This window comes from Nonomuraea thailandensis, from assembly GCF_024172165.1.
Lineage (GTDB): Bacteria > Actinomycetota > Actinomycetes > Streptosporangiales > Streptosporangiaceae > Nonomuraea > Nonomuraea thailandensis.
Genome location: NZ_JAMZEB010000002.1, coordinates 11,168,611 through 11,186,645 on the forward strand (window position 1 = coordinate 11,168,611; position 18,035 = coordinate 11,186,645).

The window sequence follows — 18,035 nt, forward strand, 5'->3', positions numbered from 1 at the left end:
ACGGGCGGCTACGTGTTGTAGGTGCGCGGATCGAGTTCGGGTGCGTCTCGCTGGGAATGCTTGGCCCCTTGCCTGGGCGGGGCGTCGGCTGGTGCCGGGCTGTTGGAGAAGCGATCGCGCGAGGACTGCCGGATTTCCTGCTCCCGGTCGGCGATGAGGGGTGGGAGCGGCCGCGTCCGTAGGGTGCAGGCGGGAGTCTGCTGACGGTTGATGACCAGGCGGGTGGCGGCTTGGTAGGCGCCCAGGTGCGTGAGGTCGTGCGGAGTGATGAGCGGGCTGGTGTGGTGTTTGAGCTCGGCGGCGTCCTTGGGCGAGGCGTTGAAGTAGATCTTGTTCCGGGCGTCGGCTGACAATGCTTCGCGGAGATCAGCGGGGAGCTGGTCGAGGTGCTGGTGGGCCAGGGTGAGGGAGAGGCGGTAGCCGCGGGCCTCGGCCAGGACGTCGTTGATGTGGCCGGGCAAATTCAGGAAATTTTGGCATTCGTCGAGGTAGATGGTGGCGTCCGAGCGCTCCGCTTCTGGCTGGGTGGCGCGGCGGGTGGCGGCCTGCCAGGTGTGGGCGAGCAGGATGGAGCCGAACAGCCGGGCCGCGTCGTCGCCCAAGATGCCCTTCGGCAGGCGGGCCAGGATGAGCCCGCCGCTGTTGAGCAGCTTGTCGATGGACACGCTGGTGGTCGGCCTGGTCAGGGCATTGCGGACGAAGGGGCGCAGCAGTACGGCGCGCAGCTTGTTCATCACCGGGCCGATCACGATCGCCTGACCGGCGGGGGTGAGGGCCTCGTAGGAGTTCCAGAACCCTGTCAGCAGGTCGTCGTTGAGCTTGTTGGTGATGCGGGCGCGGAAGGCGGCGTCGGTCAGCAGCCGGGGTACCTCGCCCAGGGTGGCGCGCTGGCCGAGCACCCGGGTCAGGGTGAGACATGTGGAGCGGAGCAGGTCGTCGACGCGAGGTCCCCAGGCGGAGCGGAAGCAGCGGTGGAAGATGGTGACGATGGAGTCGACGGCGAAGGCGGGGTTCGGTCCGGCGAGGACGTTGATCGTCGGTGGTGGCGCCGGGTCCTGCGGGTCGAACACGACGGTCCTGCCGATCGGCTCGGGGAGGCGGGCGAGGACGTCGTTGATGAGGTCGCCCTTGGGATCGATGACCAGGGCGCCCCGCCCTGCGTGGGCGTCGGCGAGGATGAGGTTGGCGAGCAGGGTGGACTTGCCGACGCCGGTGCCGCCGAGGACATGGGTGTGGTGGCGTCCGTCGGCGACCGGGTGGGCTATGGGGCGCTGTGGGCCGCCGTCGCTGTCGCCCAGCACCCGGACCGGCCCGTTCACCGCGTCGCGCGGTACGGCGGGGCTGGGGGCGACGGGGCGGGCTCCGGCGCGGGCGATACCGGGGGCGTCGGTGTCCCAGGGCAGGTGGGCCAGCGTGGCCAGCTCGCCGACGGACAGCAGGTAGCCGCGATCGAGGCGGCGGTCGCGAGCAACCGCGCCGGGACGGAACAAGCGGGCGCGGCGTAGGTGCTGGTGGCCGGAGGTGAACAAGGCGAAGACGGCGGCCAGGCTGTGCGCGTGTCCCCGGAGCCTGCCGGGCGTCGACGCCTCATCGCGGGTGGAGGCAATGGTGTAGCGGATGGCGACCTGGTACCGGGGCTGTCCTGCCTTGGCGAGGATGGCGCGGACCTGCTCGCCGCGTTCCGGGAACATGCGGGCCAGCTCGCCGGGGTTGGAGTGACCGGACATCGGGGCAAGCTCGTCGAGAGCGTGGCCGAGCGGGCTACTGCTGCGAGCGCCGCGCAGGTGAGCGGCGGCGCGGTGCGCGCGGCGCAGGCGGCGGCCGGTGGTGGGCCGGGCCAGCACCTGCACGAGCGCGTGTTCGCCGCTGCGCAGGCTGCTCATCGCGGTGAGCAGCGAGCGGACCGGGTCGCTGGCGTGGTCGGTCTTGAGCGGGTAGTGCTCGGCACGGCCGAGGATCAGCCGCCCGCCCACGGCACGCGCATCGGCCGGAAGCGGGTGAGTGGCGGGCGTGGTGGTGACGAGCGCGCCGGGCCAGGCTGCCTGGACGGCCTTTTCCACGATGCCGGGAGGCACGATGCCGGGCACCCAGAGGCGGATGCGGACACCCGCGTCATTGCCCTGGTACTCCCACACCAGGTGGGGCTGGCCGGTCAGGAAGCGTTTCCAGGCGGGGCGAAGCAGGCCGAGGAGCTGGCTCCACAACACCTGGGCGCCGTCCGGGTCGCTGTCGGGCGGGCAGGAAATCTCGATCAGCCGCGCCTCCGGGGCCAACCCGCGGTGGCGCAACCGGCTGACGACCTGCCGGCCGAGTACCAGCAGGCCTACGGCGGCTAGGACGACGGCGGCGATACGCCAGCCGTAGCGCAGTGCGTACTCAGGCAGCCGCGCTGGCAGCTCGCGCAGGAACTCCAACCCTTCTTGGACGTCTTGATCGCTGATGTTGCAGAGCAGGCAGGGCACGGTCGGGTTCATAGCGGGTCGACCTCCTCATCGGCGCAGGACGGCTGGCTTGGGAAGAGAACTGGTGGGTTGTCTGGAGGGTCGAGATCGGCCAGTTCGGCCGGGTCAGTCGTGATCAGGGCAGCCTCGGACGGCGAGGCGACGATGCTCAGCGCTATGCGGTTCGCGGGACCGGCGACCATGAGTGCTTCGCCCTTCTCGGCGGCGAGCAGAAACTGCCGTTCGCCGTCGGACAGGTTGAAGGCGTCACCGACGGCGGTAATGGCCTGCGGCGCCTGGCGGAGCAGGATCTGGCTCGCGGCGTTGGCGACGATGGCCTGGCCAAGGTCGGTGCCGAGCAGGTCGGCGGCATCTTGAGTGATGACGGCGAGACCGGCCCAGTGCTTGCGCGCGGCCTTTGCCATCCGGAACAGGAAACGGGCGCCTTCGGCCTCCTTCATCAGCAGCCAGGCTTCGTCCACCACGACGAGACGTTTACGCCGGTCGCGGGGGTTGGCCACGCGCCGCCAGATGGCATCCAGCGCCAGCAGCGTCCCGACCGCCTTGATCTCCTCGGGCAGGTCACGCAGGGAGAAGACGATCAGATGTCCTGCCGGCGTGGTGGTGGTCGGCCCGTCGAACAGCTCCCGGTAGGAGCCGGTGACGTACGGGGTGAGCTGGGTGGCCAGCTCGGCGCCCGGCTTGCTCGCCTGCAACGCCGTGACGAGGTTGCTCAGGAGCGGAGCGGGCCTGGCCCAGGTAGCCGGGTCGCGGGTGATGCCCGCCTGCTGGTAGGTGGTGAGGATCGCCGAGTCGAGCGTCGCGCGCTGCGGAGGGGTGAGCGGGCCCCCGAGCATGGTGGCGACCAGAGTCTGCAGGAACAGCGCGCGCCGGGACAGCACGTCATCGTGAGAGCCGTGGCTGGCGGGCAGGTCGAACGGGTTCCAGCGCACTCCGGTGGCGCCGAGGCGCAGGTGGGTGCCACCGACCGCGTACGCCAGACGGGCGTACTCGTCCTCCGGATCGACGACGGCGATCTCGACACCCTGATACAGCAGGCGCAGGGCTTCGAGCTTGGTGAAGAAGCTCTTGCCGGCACCGGAGCGGGCCAGGGTGACGGAGTTGTGGTTGTCCTGGGCGAAGCGGTCCCAGACGACCACTCCGGTGCCGGAGGCGCTCAGCCCGTACAACACCGCACTGTCCCCGGTCGCGGTGGCCAGGTCGGAGGAGGTGAAAGGAAATGCGGCGGCAAGAGCGGTGGTGTCGAAGGTCCGGGTCAACTGCACCGCGTCCGTGCCGAGCGGCAAGCTGGTCACCCAGCCCTGCAGGGCGCGGAAGGTGGTCGGCTGCGCGTCGAGCAGCAGTGAGGCGGCGAGTGCCTGTACCCGCTCCACCTCGGCGTCCAGCTCGTCCTGCGCGGTGGCGTGCACGGTGAGGTAGAGGCCCACCTTGAACAGTCGGCCATGCCCTCGGGCCAGGCTTGACGCCAGCTCGGTGGCATCGTCGGCGGCGGCCTCGACGGAGAAGTCTTGCAGCCGGCCGTGGGCGGCGTCGGTTCGGCTGGCCGACTCCAGCCGGGCGAGCTGGCGGCGCAATCGCATCGCCGCCACGGCCTGCGGAATCGGCTCGATGTGCAGCGACACGTCAAGGCGCCCGGGGTAGGTGAGCAAGGGCTCCAGCCAGCCGGCGCTGACCTCGCGCGGGTATCCGACCACCGCGAACGAGCAGGCCACCCCGGCGGGGAACGTCAGCGTGCGGGCGCCTACCTGCAGCGCGCCCGGCGCGAGCGGCGTGGACGGCTGGGGCGTGTCGCCCTGGACGCGGTGTCGTCTCATCGGATCTCCTGGCTGTCGGTGCTGGTGATGACGTCGTCAGGCAGTGCGGATGGGCCGGGGTGCCAGCCGCCAGGGTCAAGGCACTCGGTGAGCACCTGATGGGCTGAGCCGGCGTCCACGACGGTGGCGTGGATGCCGAGTGTGGCCAGGGTTCGGGCGGCCTCGTCGGCCCGCCGCAGTACGACCGCCGCTGCGGCCTCACGCCGGACGCTGCGGCGTCCGCGTGTGGGGCCTTGGTCGCGCAGCACGATGAGCACCTGCCGGGAGAGCAGCTCTCGCGAGACGTTGAGCTGCTGCAGGAACGAGGTGTGCTCGGCTGCGCTCTGGGCGAGAGCTGGGTGAGGCAGTCCATCGGCACGCTGCTCGATCATGTTGATCAGCGCGCCGAGCTCCACTGGTCGTGCTCGGAGCAGGATCTGTGTGGGCGCCGGCAGGGAGTTGAGCCAGCGGCCGAACGCGCCTACCAGAGCGGCCTGTTCAACGGTCGTGCGCAGGTGGAAGGAAACGGTGGTGGTCTCCACCAGCACTGCGACCCCACCATCGGCCAGTTCCAAGGCACCGTCGGTACGGATCCTGCGCACGGGCAGCAGGAGCGGCGCGGGCAGCTTGCCGCGCAGCCGGCACCAGGCGGGCGGCCCGGCTACCTCGTCGGTGGCGGCGACCATGTGCTTGGGTGCGCGGGCGAAGTGCAGCCCGGCCAGGGCGAACCGATCAAGAGTGAGGCCCTCGCGGCGGCCGAGTGCGATGACCAGGCCGACGGCGAGCAGCGGCAGCACCAGCCCGGCTATCACCAGGACGGGCAGGAGCTGGTGGAACAGGTAGTAGATGAGGGCTGCCAGCCCGCCGGTGGCGCCGACGATGATGATCTGCCGAACGGTCAGGCCGTATGCGACCTTATCGGGCTGGCCGATATCGGACGGGATATGCGCCAGGAGTGGCTCCGGCTCGTTCATCGCCCCTCCCTCCCGCGAGTGCGGCGGGGCGGCGGATCAAGCCGAAGGTGGAGTTGCCTGGGCCGCGCGGGGCGGGTGGGCATGCCCGGTAGCATCGGCTGCACCCAGGGCGGTTTCGGGCGGATCCACGGGCCGGTCGGCGGCGCCGTGGCGGGTGGTGTGGGCGGGCGGGGCACGCGGGTGACCGGGAACGGCAGCGCCAGCTGGCGTCCCCGCACGGATGCGGCTCCCGTACGCGGCGGGCCTGATCGTGCTGGCGGGAGATTGAGAGGCAGTTGGAGCTGCTGTGGACCGTTTTGGGCAGCCGGATTGTGCACCGGTGGTCTTCCCCCTGTGGTTGTAGGCCCGCTGGTCGGTTGTGATCTCCGAGGTCCGTTGCGTGGCGCAGGTCCTGCCGGGCCTCGCCGGCCCTTGCTGGTGGTACCTGGCGGGCGGCCAGGGCGGTGCGCGGTTTTGGCTTTGGCAGTGGCTCGGCCGCTCCTGAACAGCGCGGTTCTGGCCAGGCCGAGGGTCTTGTAGACGATCAGCGCCTTGATCAGGCGGGTTAGGAGCTGGGGCTGGGCGGGCTGCCAGACGGAGCGGGCCACCCAGCCGGGAATCTTGATCAGGATGAACAGCAGGCCGATCAGGACCAGGGTGTCGATGGCGCGCATGACGATCGGTTTGGCCGCCGCCAGGACCGGTTGGTCGGGGCCGGTGGTGAAGGCGTCGGTGGCGTCGGTGAAGTACACCTTGAATGCCAGGATCAAAACGAGTGCCTGCAGGACCTGCATGACCAGGACGCCGGTGAAGGCGCGCCACCACAACCGGGCGATGTGCTCGGTCTGCGGCAGTGCGTGGCACAGCAGCGCGAGCGGCGCGGCGATCATCAGGAACAGCAGCAGCGCGATCCGTACGACCGCGATGAAGGCCAGGATGAGGCCCATCACCACGGCGATGGCGACCATCCAGATGAAGAACATGTGCGGGGCCGCCAGCTGGCCGACCGGGTTGGCGAGCTTGTTGGCGATCAGGTCGCCGGCCCGCCGCGCGTCGACGCCGTTCTCGAGTAGCGCTGCGACCAGGCCGTTGGCGAGCTCGATGGCGTGTTGGCAGAGGGTGAGTGAGAAGTTGAGCGCGATGGCCGCGACGACCACGCGGGGTGCGACTTCGGCGGCGGTGGTGGAGGTCTGCACGCTGCCGTAGGCCATCACGATGATTCCGCCGGCCAGGATGAACAGCGCCAGCAGCGTGTTGGCCACCACCCGCACGTGCGCGGACAGCTCCTGCACCCGCTCCAGCATGTCCGGCGGTGGTGCGGACAGCAGCAGCGTGCCCATGGTCTGGAAAGCGGGCTGGATCGCCTCGGTGACGATCGAGCCGAACCAGCCGTTCAGCGCCCGGTTGATCTTGCATCCGAAGTCCAGCCAGCCGCACTCCTCCGCCTCGCCGTGCGGCACCGGCTGCGGCTCTGATGCCGGGGCGGTGGGTCCGGAGGTCGGGTGCGGGTGCGGTGGTGGTGTGAGCATCGGCCCAAGCGGTATTGCCGAAGGCGGGACCGGGCGGGGTTCGGGTTCGGTGAGCGGTGCGGGCTCCGGGTTGGACGTCGGCGATGGCGTCGATGGTGGTTCGGGTGCGGCGGAGGCTCCGGTCGTGGCGACCACGAGCGTGATGACGGTGATCATGAGGGCCTGCGCCACGCACCGCAGAAGGGTTCGGAGCCCGCGTATGCCGGGCGGGCGCGGCGGCCGTTGGCGGGACACTGTCAGGCTCCGACAATGCCCTTGAGGACGGTGACCAGCAGCGGTGCCAGCACGGCGATGCCGTAGCCGAGGGCGGCGTAACGCAGGGTCTTCTTGGCCGCCTCCACCTCGCCGGGGTCGCCGCCGGCCAGGATGTAGCGCACCCCGCCGACCGTCAGGAACAAAGTCGCGAGGGCGACCAGCAGACCGACGATGACGTTGCGCAGGTTGTCGATCACCTGGTTCAGCGAGCCTGCGCCCTTCCCACCACCGCCTTCGGCGGCGAGAGCGGTGGCGGTGGCCTGGGCGAAGTGCGCCAGAGCGAGCTCCAGAAGCGTTCCGAACGTGAGGGCCGCGACGACGACGGCTGCGGCGAGCAGGCTCTTGCGGCTGGTGAATCGGCTGCGTGGGATCACGATTGCCTCCTGTGCAGGCGGGTGTGATGACTGGCCGGGATGAGAGGCGGCGCGGAGGTGCCGGGCCCCGGGCGTGGCCGGGTGGGCGTCCTCCTTCTGGCGTGGTGCGAGCGGGTGGTCCGGTGCTGACAGGAACCGGGTGACCGGGTGCGGCCTGTCCGGAACCGGCGCCGTCCGCGCTGCCTTTCACCTGCTAAAAGACCGGGGTGAAGGGCCGAGATCAGACATCTGGGTCGGCAGTATTTGCCCGTTCATGACCGGTGGTCTTGAAGAAGGGGCGCAGGTTAGCGTGATCTTTCATTCGGCATTGCTGGAGAGGTCGCCGCTCAGCAACGCCTGGCGCAGACGGGCCTCGGCACGCTTACGGCGCTTGAGCGCGGTGCAATACAGCAGGCCGCGGGCACGGCTGTAGGCGGTGAGCGAGATGTGGTCCAGCCGCGTCATGGAGATCAGCTCGGCCGCGTCGGCGGTGATGATGCCCAGCTCGACGGCCCGGGCCAGAAGCAGATCGGCATGCCCGGTCGGGTAACGCAGCGCTCGCAGGTCACCGTTGGTGTCGGGCTCGGGGAGCAGATCCGGCCGGTCGGCGGCGTGCGCGCGGATGACTGCGAACTGGGTCAGCCGCGACAGCCGCAGCAGCGGATGCGACCAGGACAGCTCCACCCGGCCGAGCGCCTCCATGAAGCACGCCAGCACCTCGGCCTCCAACTCCTCGCGCTCGACGGAAAGCGTCTCGGTGAAGGTCTTGACCAGGCCGCGCAGCATCGGCGCCGCCAGCGTCACGGCGGCCACCATCCACGCGCCCCGATGGGTGCGGGCCTGCTCGATGAGGTGCCGCCAGACCTCGTCCCGGGTCGCACGGTTGCACGCGGGGTGCAGGAGGAGAGTGCCCAGCTCGTCGAGCGGGATCGGGCGGGCGGGCAGCCCGGCCCCGAGGGTGCGGCCATCGACGGCCAGCGGCTGTGGCCCCTGCATGAGGAGCCTGAAGGAGCGCTCCGCCACGTCCAATGGACGGGCCTGCCCGGCGGCGATGAGGGTGTTGCCCGGGCAGATGGCCGGTGTGGTGGTGATCTCGGCGGAGTGAGAGCGGGTGTGGTTCATGGCAGCCCCCGAAGCAGGTGAGCGGATTGGGATGCCGCTCATGCCGCCAGAGGCCCCGTACAGAAATGGGACAGCTTCCGGGCAGACTTCGTCTCGGATAAAGATCACTTCAAGGGTGCGGGGAGTGCCCAGAACTGCCTCTGACCTGGGCTGACATGGCTTTCAGTACCGTCGCGGGGCTGCTGCGCGCGCCGGTCCGGTCTGTGTACGCTTCTTGGCCGAAAGCGTTCTGACCTGCGGAAACAGTGCTGAGGCGAGAATGGCAGGTCAAAGATGCGGAAACTCCGCAGCACCCCATGCGGGCAGGCAGAAGAGGGAACCGGCGACGCTACCAACGAGGCGAATGCCCTGCTGGCTCGTTCGAACGTGGTCGGCTTCGCCGGCCGGGCTCGAACCGGCGTCCACCCGGAATGCTGAGCCGGGCGCTCTACCGCTGAGCTACGGCGAAGCCATTGATCATTATGGTCAGCCGGCGCCTTGGCCGCCACCGGGTTCGGGAGGAGCAGGCATCTCCCCGGTCACCACACCCGATTCGAACGCGCGCCGGATCTCCGCGTCACGCCCCGGCTTGACGTGCTTGCCGCTGAAGGCCCCCGCGCTGCGCAGCAACGACGCCCACACGGGGTCGGCGATCTCGACCCCGTGCACGAGCTCGGGCGTCAGCTCGAAGAGTGGCACGCTGCGCTTCGGCCGCGGCGCGGTCCAGCCGCGCTGGCTCGCGACGATCCCGGCGCGCCCGCAGGCTTTCTCCACCTGTTGCCGGGTGCAGGAGGCTCTTCCGTTGAGCACGTCCCAGGGCAGGGGCAGCTGCGCCCATACGAGAGTGTCGGGGTCCAGGTCCGAGCCGGTGCTGCGACGCCAGCGCACCAGGTCGTAGGCCATCAGCCGCATCACCTTGCCGGGGCAGGACACGTCCAGCAGGTGAAGCGCACCGGTCGCCATCAGGCATTCCAGCCATGACAGCCGAGCGGTGTTGTACGCCTGAGCGAGAAGGTTCCAGGTGGTGGAGTCGTCTCCGCGGTACACGATCATGTCCTCGCGGTCGAAGTCGCTGCGCTCCCACACCTCCTCCAGGTGGTCCGCGCATTCGCGCATGGCCGTGGACCACATGCCGAGCAACCGGCCTCGCTCGGTGCCGGTCAGCCGCGTCAGCACCTGCGCGTTCGTGTACACCCACGAGATCATCGACCAGTCCGAGCCGTCCCCGCACCGCCGCAACAACATCTGAGCGATCTCGTCGAACGCGTGCCCCCTGCCCGACAGCGAGAACTGGCGGCGCAGGTTCCTGCGGGCCACGTAATACGCGACAAAGTACGCCGCCGCCGGATCGCTCCGGAAGCGCTCCAGCGTGATCCGGGACGCGAACCCGGACCGCCCGATCAGCGTCAGACGCCTCTTGTCCTGTTCCCGGCGCAGCGTCCCTGCCTTGGCCTCCAGCCGGCGCAGCGCACGAAATCGCCGGTTGTACTGGCGTTTCGACACGTCGATGCCCGCTGCTGCGCGTTCCTCCCGATCCAGCCGGTCGTCAAGGAAGTCGCTGCGGCCCGGGGCCCAGCCGACCTCGCCACCCATCCGCGTGGCGAACGCCATGAGCGCGTCCGGCAGGTCGCCGTCCACCACGGCCGCCTCATCGAGCACCTCGAACAACCGCGCCGTAGCCGCTACCTGCCGCGCTCCGCCGACGGGCCGGGCGAAGTCCTCGCTCATCGAGGTCGCGTACCCGCGCCGTGCGCTGGAGTGGGCCGCTGCCCGATCCAGCAGCGCACGCTCCTGACCTGTCAGGCCGTGCCCTTCCGATCCCAGGGCCAGATCGGCTCGCAGGATGAGTTCGGCGATGTCCTCGGGGCGCCGCCGTTGATCTAGTGATGCGTGCAACTCCGCCAGCATCGCGCCCGCCTCGTGATCATATTTGGTCACATTTCCCATTATGAGGCGGTGGTAGTTGCCAAGTGGGTGGATCAAACGATCTCATCGCACCTCGCCAACCTGGGCAAACAGGGCTGAAGCGGGCGGGGAATCACGGCGCTGTTCGGGACATCCCTCCGAGCAGGGATGCTGATGGACGGTTTCTGTCCGGACATTGTCCGGAACCTGTACGGAAACTCGCAGCCCGAACGCCAGCTCCGGGGGACCGTTGAGCGAGAGCATGACCGAGCCTTTGCCCGTCATCGTGTCCCAATTCGGTCTTCGACGCCGGTATTTAGAGAGGTGACAGGGACCAGGTGCCCCGGGTAACCGGGCCACACCACCATGACACCACCCGCACATCCCGACCGTTCCGCCACCGACCGCCAGCCCGCTCGCGCAGTCGATAAACGCCATCTGCCGTTGAGCGTCTGGCCGGGCGCCGCAGACACCGAAGCCGTTCCTACCTGCCGCAGCGGCTGCTGCGTCCCGGTGAGCGGGCCGCTCGCTCGCCATCTGGTCACCGCCTGCACCCGGCTCGGTGACCTCGTGGTCGACCTGAACGCCTCCGACCACCACGTCATCTCCACCGCTCTGGCGATGGGCTGCCAGGCCACGGCCACCATCACCGACCCCGTCCTGGCCCGTGTCATCGGCCAAATCCTGGCGACCACCCACCCTGACCACGACCTGGCGGTCTCCGACCTCCGTCTCACCCGTCCCGACACCCTGCTCGCAGACCTCCGGCACCTGAAGGGAACTGCCTCCCTGGTCGTTCGCACCCACGCCTGCCCATCTCGGAGACACGAACGGACCAACACGGTTGGACAGACGCACCTCGACCTGTCCGGAATGGCGGCGCTGCTGAAGCCCGGGGGCCATCTCGCCGTCGTAACCGGCCTGCATCACGGTCAGGAGGATCCCGTCGATCCGGCCCCAGCCCTGATCGCAGAGGCTCAGCGCGCAGGACTGCTGTACCTGCAGCACATCATCGCTCTGCGCGTCCCCGTTCGCGGCGAACGCCTTGAGCCACCCCTGACATGGGGCGTGCCGAGAACCGGAGCAGCGGACGGCGGCTTGCCCATCAGCGCCAGGGTGCACAGCGACCTGTACATCTTCACCCGGCCGCGGACCGCATCCATCACAAGCGCTGACGAGAACGTGACCGATCCGGTGCTGGGCGAGAGTGCCTGGCTGGAGGGAGAGCAGGCGTGATCAAGATGACGACATCGGTATGGGCGACAGGCCAGCAGCCCTCCCGTAGCCAGCGACGGCACCGCTATCTCCCCGAATCGATGCAGCACCCCGGCAAGATGCTGCCCGCCATCGCCGCCCGCGCGATCGACACCTACACTCAGCCGGGCGACCTGGTCATTGATCCGATGTGCGGCATCGGCACCACCCTCGTCGAAGCTGTCCACCAGAGGCGCAACGCGGCCGGGGTGGAGTACGAGGCGGACTGGGCCAAGCTCGCCGTGGCCAACCTCGCCCACGCCCGCCGCCAGGGCGCCACCGGCTCCGGAACGGTGCTCGCCGGCGATGCCCGTGGCATCGCCCACCTGCTGCCCGACCTGGCGGGTCAGGCCGCGCTGGTGCTCACCTCGCCACCGTACGGGTCGGCGACTCACGGTCACATCCGCTCCACTCGTGACACCGGCGAGCCGGGCATCCACAAGTGGAACCAGCGCTACTCGCGCGATCGCGCCAACCTGGCCCACCAGAGCCTTCCCGTACTGCTGGACGGCTTCGCCCAGATCCTCACGGGCTGCCGTGCGCTCCTGCGCTCCGACGGGGTCATCGCGGTGACGGTACGCCCGTACCGCCATCGTGGAGAGCTCATTGATCTGCCTGGCCACGTCCAGAAGATCGCCGAACGCGTCGGGTTGGTGCTCGCTGACCGGATCGTCTGCCTGCTGTGCGGGCTGGGCCAGGACGCGATCCTGAACCGGGCCTCGTTCTTTCAGCTGCACGAGGCACGCAAGGGCTGGGCCCGCGGCCTTCCTATCCACGCGACCGCACACGAAGATCTGTTGATCTTCTTTGACCGGACGCGTTCGCCCGCGACCACCTCTGGATACAGCAACGCCGCCTGAAGAGGCAGAAGGCCCCAGGTTACGGAGAAACGGTCCCAGCCATCGCGCGAACATGCCGGGCGGCCTGACTTGACGACGGAACCGGAGGCGCGGGTTCATATGCCGCGCCCGCCCGCCTGGGACACCCGCTATGCCAAGTGATCATCGTCGGCAGCTCCCAGCGGCGGGAGACAAGCCCGACCCGTCCGGGCACCCGAAAGGAGAGGTCCTCATGCATGACGGCTAGCACTGCCGCGAAACAGCGACCCAAGACCGCATGCGCACGTAGCGACATCGAGCCATGCCGCGCTCACAAAAAGCGGCCCCAGCCTGGCCATACATCCGCCAAGACGTCCGCCAGGCCGAGGGCCATCCCACCCAGCTCACTGGAGAGGATGCATTCATCTTGCACCACCTTGCCCGCTCCCGCGCGGTCATCACGGTGACCGATCGCCTCGACGGCCCGACAGACGACGGTCGTGCTGGCCAGCCGGCCGTTGCAACGCCCTACCACCCAGAGGCATCCCGCTCTTCCCGAGGCGGTGACAGTTGAGCAGGAACGACGAGCTGCTGACCGTCACCCAGGTCCTCCAGGAACTGGGCGGCGTTTCCCGCCGCACCTTCTACCGCTGGCGCCAGCTCGGCCGAGCTCCGGTCTGCATCCAGCTTCCCAACCTCGAACTCCGCGTCTGGCGGAGCGATCTCAACGCCTGGATCGAGTCACGGCGGGAAGCGGCATGAGGACCACCTACGACGTGAAGCTCGGCGGGATCCAGCAGCGCTCCAACCGGGGCACCACCGCCTACATCGCCCGATGGCGCATCGCCGGCAAGGAGAAGTGCAAGAGCTTCCGCACCAAAGGGCTGGCCACCGCCTTCATGTCCGATCTACGGCAGGCGACCAAGGCAGGGGAGGAGTTCGACGTCGCTACCGGGCTGCCGGTATCGATGCTGGGATCCGAGTCCATCGGGCCCTCCTTCCTGGAGTTCGCCCAGTCCTATGTTCTCCGGCGCTGGAACACGTCAGCGGCTCGAACGCGAGAAACGGACGCGTACGCGCTCCTGTCGCTGGTTCCCGCCCTGGTGGCAGACGCCCCTCGCCGTCCCGCAACCGAGGCGCTGCGGGAGGTGCTCCGGAATCACGTACTCCTGCCAAGAAACCGGCGGCTGGAACTGACCGCGGCTCAAGCCGCAGCGCTGAACTGGCTGGAACGCGCGTCCCTGCCGCTGGCGGCTCTCGGGGAGCCGCACATCCTTCGTACAGCCCTGGAGGCCATCTCGATCACGTTCACCGGCTCCCCGGCCGGAGCGAACACGGTGCGCCGCAAGCGCGCCATCCTCCATCACCTGCTCGAACATGCCGTAGAGCAGAAGGTGTTCAGCAGCAATCCGATGGACGGCATCAAATGGACAGCACCCAAGGCCGTCACGGTCATCGACCCTCGAACGGTGGTCAACCCCGCCCAGGCGCGACAGCTCCTGGACGCCGTCCCCAAGGTAGGACGCCACCGGGGCGCACGGCTCAAGGCGCTGTTCGCCTGCATCTACTACGCCGCACTCAGGCCGGAGGAGGCAGCCGACCTGCGGCTGAGGAACTGCACGTTGCCCGAATCAGGCTGGGGCCAGATCGTCCTGGAGAAGGCGCGGCCACAGGGAACGAAGCGGTGGACCAACTCAGGCGAGACCCACGAGTCCCGGAACCTGAAGCATCGAGCGGAAAAGGAAACACGAGAAATTCCGATCCCACCCGTCCTGGTCGCCATCCTCCGCGAACACATCGCCGAGTTCGGCACAGCCAGGGACGGCAGGATCTTCCACACAGGCACGGGCGGCACCTACTCCAGCTCGGCGCACTCCTACGTCTGGCAGGAGGCCCGCAAACTCGCCCTCAGTCCGGAACAGATCACCTCGTCCCTGGCGGGGCGGCCATACGACCTGCGCCACGCGGCGGTCTCGTTGTGGTTGAACGCGGGCGTACCTGCTGTCGAAGTCGCCAAGCGGGCCGGGCACAGCGTCGAGGTGCTGCTGCGCGTCTACGCGAAGTGCATGGACGGACAGCAGGAGCACATCAATTCAAAGATCAATGAGGTCCTGACCGAGTAGGTCGCTGTAGCTGTCGACGGCCCCGGCTGCGCTGGGGCCGTCTCGCTTCACGACCATCGGCTGTTCTTCACGGTAGGGAAACCTGCTCCAACTTGTCTTGTTTGGTCGCTATATTCCTTGGAAGAAATTCGTGTCGATTGTCACGTCTTCTACCTGGCGGATTGTTGTAGTGACTCCAATTCCGTACTCCTTGAGGAGATCGCAGAGCTGATCGCCATCAAAGAGATCGATGGGCACTGCCCCATCGCGGGTGGCTTCCTGCTTGGCGGGCTCGGTGAACGTTCCTGTCGTGATCATCAACCCACGGTCGCCGCGTCTGCTCAACGCACCACGGAAGGCCTGTACTTCAGGCGCGCCCACAGCCTCGCGGTAGCGCTTGCACTGGAAGAACACAGGGAAGCTGACGAGCGAGATCCGGTACTTCCCCCAGCAGTCGATGCCGCCGTCCCCCGACAGCTTGGTGACGTGGGTGTTGGAGAAGCCGGCCTCGCGCAGGGGTCGCTGTGACAGGCGTTCGAAGGCGTCCGCGGGCATCGCGAGCAGGGCCTGACGGAGAACCTCGCGCCAGCCTTCCTGTCCGGCCTCCACGTCGCTGCTGCCAGGAACCGGCAGCTCCTGTTGCGGAGGAGTAGACGCCTCTTGTTGCAGATCGGTGGTCTGCTCGCTCTCCTGTCGCTGCCTGTTCCGAACGGCTGTCTGGTAGCCCCTGTGGAGCTTCTCGATCTCGTCCAGCCGTACCGTGCGCCCGTACTCGGTGAGAGACCACACCCGCTTGCTGTTGGTGAGGAGCCCCATGCCCTTGAGGTAACTCCGCGCCCAGCCGATCCGCTCCTCCAGCAGGCTCTTCGACCGCCTCTTGTTGAGGACGGCCTGCTGTTCTTCCGAGTACTGCTCGTTCTCGATGAGCTTGGAGCTGATCTCAGTGATTGATCCGGAACCATCGAGGTCTCGGACAGTCGTGAGGGTAGGCCATAAAAGGTCCTTGTAGGTGGGCACCATTGGGCTCGTCACAGGGAAATCATCGCAGAGAGGCCCGACAATTTCGATCGCAGGTCACACCTGCTTACTGGCTGCATTCATGCGTAAGTATGAATTGCGATGGTATGCCAGATATTGCGTATCCACCTCGTGCCCGGTAACGGTGCGTAAGATGCCCTTCGACTCGCCGGTAAGCCGATCGAGCACCACGAGGTCGTCATCAACGACGATCGCGCTCTGATCGAAGAGCACGTGGTCGTTGGGGCACAGACACAGAAGGTTTCCTGCCACGTCGTGACCATCGTGCGGGCTGCCGAGCGGACGGATGTGCGCTCCCTCGGCGTACGGGCCCTGGGGGAGCAGAAGCCGAATCCCGCAGATCTGGCAGGTGTGATCGTGCAGCGCCTTGATCAGCCTGGAGAGCGCATTGTCCCGGATGATCCGTCTCACCGTGGTTGGGCGGCGCTCTGGAGGATGGGCATCCTGAGGTGGCGTGAGCTCCTCGTCGTCGGCCTGGTTCAGGCCGACGCGGGTGAGCAGCGCGTTCTGGTCCACATCCGGGAAGTAGGTGCTCAAGAGGTACGCGGCTGCTTGAAACCGTACCGTCTCGTCCTGGACCACCAGGTCGTAGACCCATTCACGAAGACCGGAGATCGGCTGGTTCCGCCTCATCCAGCTCAGAGGCGGGCTGCCGCTGGACGGAGGAGGTTCCCGGTGGTCGGGCAGCGTCCATAACCCGAAGTGCGCGAGCTTCAAGACGGGGTACTCGGGGTTGGGCCGGTCATCCTCCAGGCCGAATTCGTTGATGAGTGCGCTGATCTCGGCGCCTGTGACATCCCAGGGAGTAAGGCGTCCCTGCCGGCGTGCGGCTCGGCCGAACGCCCAGAGCAGGGTGAGGGGCTGGTGGCGCTTGCGCTGGCCGTTGGAGGAACGGGCGGTGTCGAGATTCTCGATCTTGTCGAAGAGCGTTCTGGCGGGGGACACGTCGCGTCGTGGAGTGACGAGAAACCCAAGGTCGCCGAGGACCTTGCCTACCGTGGCAGCTCCTCCGGAGAACTCGGCAGCGCGAAGCGGGCGTCCGCCGACACCGCGGTGTGCAACGCCGGCGATGGCCTTGGAGTCGTAGTGGCGCCCGTTGTGGATGATGAAGTAGTCACGTGCTTCCCGGTAGCCGTACCGCTCCAGGAAGGTGTCACGGCCCGCTTGGTCGTACTCCTCGATGGCCTGGAGGACTATCTCACGGTTGAGATCGGATAATGCCATCCGATCACGATATGTCCGGAGACCGACATCGTACGGACGTCCAGTGAGAGTCCCCAGCTGAACAGGCCAAACAGCTCCTGGACACGTCCCAACCGGGGGGCTGACACCCCTGCTCGTCTGCAACTGACGAGGCAGCCAACCTCCCGGCGTATTCCTATGGTCGCCGAGGGGGACACGTGGCGCGGGCGTTTTCAGATGCCAAGCGTGATGGGCCACACCACCAGCAGGTACGACTCGCCGGGCCGGTTCGACAGCCCGCCACCCGGCCGCGTTCGCCCGTGGACGCGCAGGCCGTAGCGTCCGGCGCCCTGGTAGGTCAAGTTGGGGGGCGGCGCTCCATCGCGGGTGTGCATGCCCTCGATCTGCATGATGCCGGTCGTCGTGACGAACTCGACTTCCTCCGCCTCCTCCCACCGGGAGACGGGCCCGCGGGCCCCGGACAGATCCCAGCGCACGTGCACCCCCACCGCGCCCCGGCCCTTGAGCGTCCTGATGACCACCGCGTCCGGAGCGGCGGCGACCAGGCGCTCGGGCAGCGCCGCTTCGGTGGCGGGCTCCTGGTAGGGATTGACGATCCGCAGCCGATGCTCGATCGCCCGTGCGGTGCCCATGACGGGTGTGGGTGGCAGAGGGGACGCGACGTGCCCGGCCGGACGTCCCGGCTCGTTCACCGGCCGCGCATGCTCCCGGGCCCAGCGCCTGATCTCGGCGGATTTGTCCGGCAGCCCCAGCTCTTCCGCGACGCCCACGCCGAGCCTGGCGCGCGCCTTCGGCCCCACCTCGATGGGCCAGATCGTGACCAGGTAGAACTCGAAGGGCACACTCGGCACGGCGCAGGGGTCGATGTCGCGTCCGCGTGCGTGCACGCGCATGCCGTAGCGGCCGGGACCGTGCGGGGTGAGGTTGGGCAGCGCCTCCGGCAGGTGACCCATGAGGCCCCGCAGCCGCATCTCGCCCGTGAAGGTGATCAGCTCCACCTCCTCCACCTCGTCCCATCCCTCCGCCGTGGTGGCAGGCGGCGCGTCGGCGAGCTGCACCGTGACGTCCACGACTCCGGTGTGGATGCCGGTGCGGATCACCGCCGCTCCCGGGGCCGACGCCGTCAGGCCGTTGGGGACGTGCGACGGATGGTCGGCGAGCGTCTCGTCGTTCACCAGCATCTGGTGATGGCTCACGTGCACGTCCGCTCTCGCGGTCGTGGGGGGTGGTGTGCTCATGCAGGCGATCTTGACAGGTGGGTCCGACAGA

At 68.3% G+C, this 18,035-nt stretch carries 14 protein-coding genes and 1 tRNA gene; 4 read left to right on the forward strand and 11 right to left on the reverse strand.

The window, feature by feature from the left end:
* Positions 1-8: 8 nt before the first annotated feature.
* The 8 genes from HD597_RS55875 to HD597_RS55910 all read right to left on the reverse strand — a co-directional run bounded on the left by HD597_RS55875 (position 9) and on the right by HD597_RS55910 (position 10,384).
* Positions 9-2,474 carry a type IV secretory system conjugative DNA transfer family protein gene (locus tag HD597_RS55875; RefSeq protein WP_253756463.1) on the reverse strand — a complete coding sequence of 822 codons (2,466 nt, stop codon included), beginning with the start codon at positions 2,472-2,474 and terminating at the stop codon, positions 9-11.
* Positions 2,471-4,276, reverse strand: coding sequence for a VirB4 family type IV secretion system protein (locus HD597_RS55880; protein ID WP_253756465.1), 1,806 nt, complete (start codon positions 4,274-4,276; stop codon positions 2,471-2,473). The genes HD597_RS55875 and HD597_RS55880 overlap by 4 nt, the downstream gene beginning before the upstream one ends.
* The gene (locus HD597_RS55885; protein WP_253756467.1) at positions 4,273-5,229 is read right to left on the reverse strand and encodes a PrgI family protein; all 957 of its coding nucleotides are present in this window, start codon (positions 5,227-5,229) and stop codon (positions 4,273-4,275) included. The genes HD597_RS55880 and HD597_RS55885 overlap by 4 nt, the downstream gene beginning before the upstream one ends.
* Positions 5,226-6,548, reverse strand: coding sequence for a TrbL/VirB6 family protein (locus HD597_RS55890; RefSeq protein WP_253756469.1), 1,323 nt, complete (start codon positions 6,546-6,548; stop codon positions 5,226-5,228). The genes HD597_RS55885 and HD597_RS55890 overlap by 4 nt, the downstream gene beginning before the upstream one ends.
* Positions 6,549-6,973: 425 nt before the next feature.
* Positions 6,974-7,366, reverse strand: a complete 393-nt coding sequence (locus tag HD597_RS55895; protein ID WP_253756471.1) for a pilin — start codon at positions 7,364-7,366, stop codon at positions 6,974-6,976.
* A gap of 297 nt (positions 7,367-7,663) precedes the next feature.
* Positions 7,664-8,467, reverse strand: coding sequence for a hypothetical protein (locus HD597_RS55900; protein ID WP_253756473.1), 804 nt, complete (start codon positions 8,465-8,467; stop codon positions 7,664-7,666).
* Between the two features lie 374 nt (positions 8,468-8,841).
* Positions 8,842-8,915, reverse strand: a tRNA-Leu gene (locus tag HD597_RS55905).
* A 17-nt stretch (positions 8,916-8,932) separates the two neighbouring features.
* A complete protein-coding gene (locus HD597_RS55910; RefSeq protein ID WP_253756475.1) occupies positions 8,933-10,384 on the reverse strand; it encodes a hypothetical protein in 1,452 nt (483 codons plus the stop codon).
* A gap of 411 nt (positions 10,385-10,795) precedes the next feature.
* Here HD597_RS55910 and HD597_RS55915 point away from each other — a divergent pair, with 411 nt between their 5' ends.
* From HD597_RS55915 to HD597_RS55930, 4 genes are all read left to right on the forward strand, one after another.
* Positions 10,796-11,587, forward strand: a complete 792-nt coding sequence (locus HD597_RS55915; protein ID WP_253756476.1) for a hypothetical protein — start codon at positions 10,796-10,798, stop codon at positions 11,585-11,587.
* Positions 11,588-11,592: 5 nt separating this feature from the next.
* Positions 11,593-12,465 carry a DNA methyltransferase gene (locus HD597_RS55920; protein ID WP_253759891.1) on the forward strand — a complete coding sequence of 291 codons (873 nt, stop codon included), beginning with the start codon at positions 11,593-11,595 and terminating at the stop codon, positions 12,463-12,465.
* A gap of 528 nt (positions 12,466-12,993) precedes the next feature.
* Positions 12,994-13,185, forward strand: a complete 192-nt coding sequence (locus tag HD597_RS55925) for a helix-turn-helix transcriptional regulator (protein WP_253756478.1) — start codon at positions 12,994-12,996, stop codon at positions 13,183-13,185.
* Positions 13,182-14,546, forward strand: coding sequence for a tyrosine-type recombinase/integrase (locus HD597_RS55930; RefSeq protein WP_253756480.1), 1,365 nt, complete (start codon positions 13,182-13,184; stop codon positions 14,544-14,546). The genes HD597_RS55925 and HD597_RS55930 overlap by 4 nt, the downstream gene beginning before the upstream one ends.
* 108 nt (positions 14,547-14,654) lie before the next feature.
* Here the strand turns inward: HD597_RS55930 and HD597_RS55935 are convergent, their stop codons facing one another.
* The 3 genes from HD597_RS55935 to HD597_RS55945 all read right to left on the reverse strand — a co-directional run bounded on the left by HD597_RS55935 (position 14,655) and on the right by HD597_RS55945 (position 18,004).
* The gene (locus tag HD597_RS55935) at positions 14,655-15,545 is read right to left on the reverse strand and encodes a restriction endonuclease (RefSeq protein ID WP_253756482.1); all 891 of its coding nucleotides are present in this window, start codon (positions 15,543-15,545) and stop codon (positions 14,655-14,657) included.
* Between the two features lie 54 nt (positions 15,546-15,599).
* Positions 15,600-16,787, reverse strand: coding sequence for an HNH endonuclease (locus HD597_RS55940; protein ID WP_253756484.1), 1,188 nt, complete (start codon positions 16,785-16,787; stop codon positions 15,600-15,602).
* A 191-nt stretch (positions 16,788-16,978) separates the two neighbouring features.
* Positions 16,979-18,004: a hypothetical protein gene (locus HD597_RS55945; protein WP_253756486.1), complete on the reverse strand. Its 1,026-nt coding sequence runs from the start codon at positions 18,002-18,004 to the stop codon at positions 16,979-16,981.
* Positions 18,005-18,035: the final 31 nt, after the last annotated feature.

What these genes read in the sequence shown, in the direction of transcription:
- HD597_RS55875 (WP_253756463.1), bottom strand. Translation starts at nt 2,474, where the DNA reads ATGAACCCGACCGTGCCCTGCCTGCTCTGCAACATCAGCGATCAAGAC.
- HD597_RS55880 (WP_253756465.1), bottom strand. Translation starts at nt 4,276, where the DNA reads ATGAGACGACACCGCGTCCAGGGCGACACGCCCCAGCCGTCCACGCCG.
- HD597_RS55885 (WP_253756467.1), bottom strand. Translation starts at nt 5,229, where the DNA reads ATGAACGAGCCGGAGCCACTCCTGGCGCATATCCCGTCCGATATCGGC.
- HD597_RS55890 (WP_253756469.1), bottom strand. Translation starts at nt 6,548, where the DNA reads ATGGGCACGCTGCTGCTGTCCGCACCACCGCCGGACATGCTGGAGCGG.
- HD597_RS55900 (WP_253756473.1), bottom strand. Translation starts at nt 8,467, where the DNA reads ATGAACCACACCCGCTCTCACTCCGCCGAGATCACCACCACACCGGCC.
- HD597_RS55920 (WP_253759891.1), top strand. Translation starts at nt 11,593, where the DNA reads ATGACGACATCGGTATGGGCGACAGGCCAGCAGCCCTCCCGTAGCCAG.
- HD597_RS55930 (WP_253756480.1), top strand. Translation starts at nt 13,182, where the DNA reads ATGAGGACCACCTACGACGTGAAGCTCGGCGGGATCCAGCAGCGCTCC.
- HD597_RS55935 (WP_253756482.1), bottom strand. Translation starts at nt 15,545, where the DNA reads ATGGTGCCCACCTACAAGGACCTTTTATGGCCTACCCTCACGACTGTC.
- HD597_RS55940 (WP_253756484.1), bottom strand. Translation starts at nt 16,787, where the DNA reads ATGGCATTATCCGATCTCAACCGTGAGATAGTCCTCCAGGCCATCGAG.
- HD597_RS55945 (WP_253756486.1), bottom strand. Translation starts at nt 18,004, where the DNA reads ATGAGCACACCACCCCCCACGACCGCGAGAGCGGACGTGCACGTGAGC.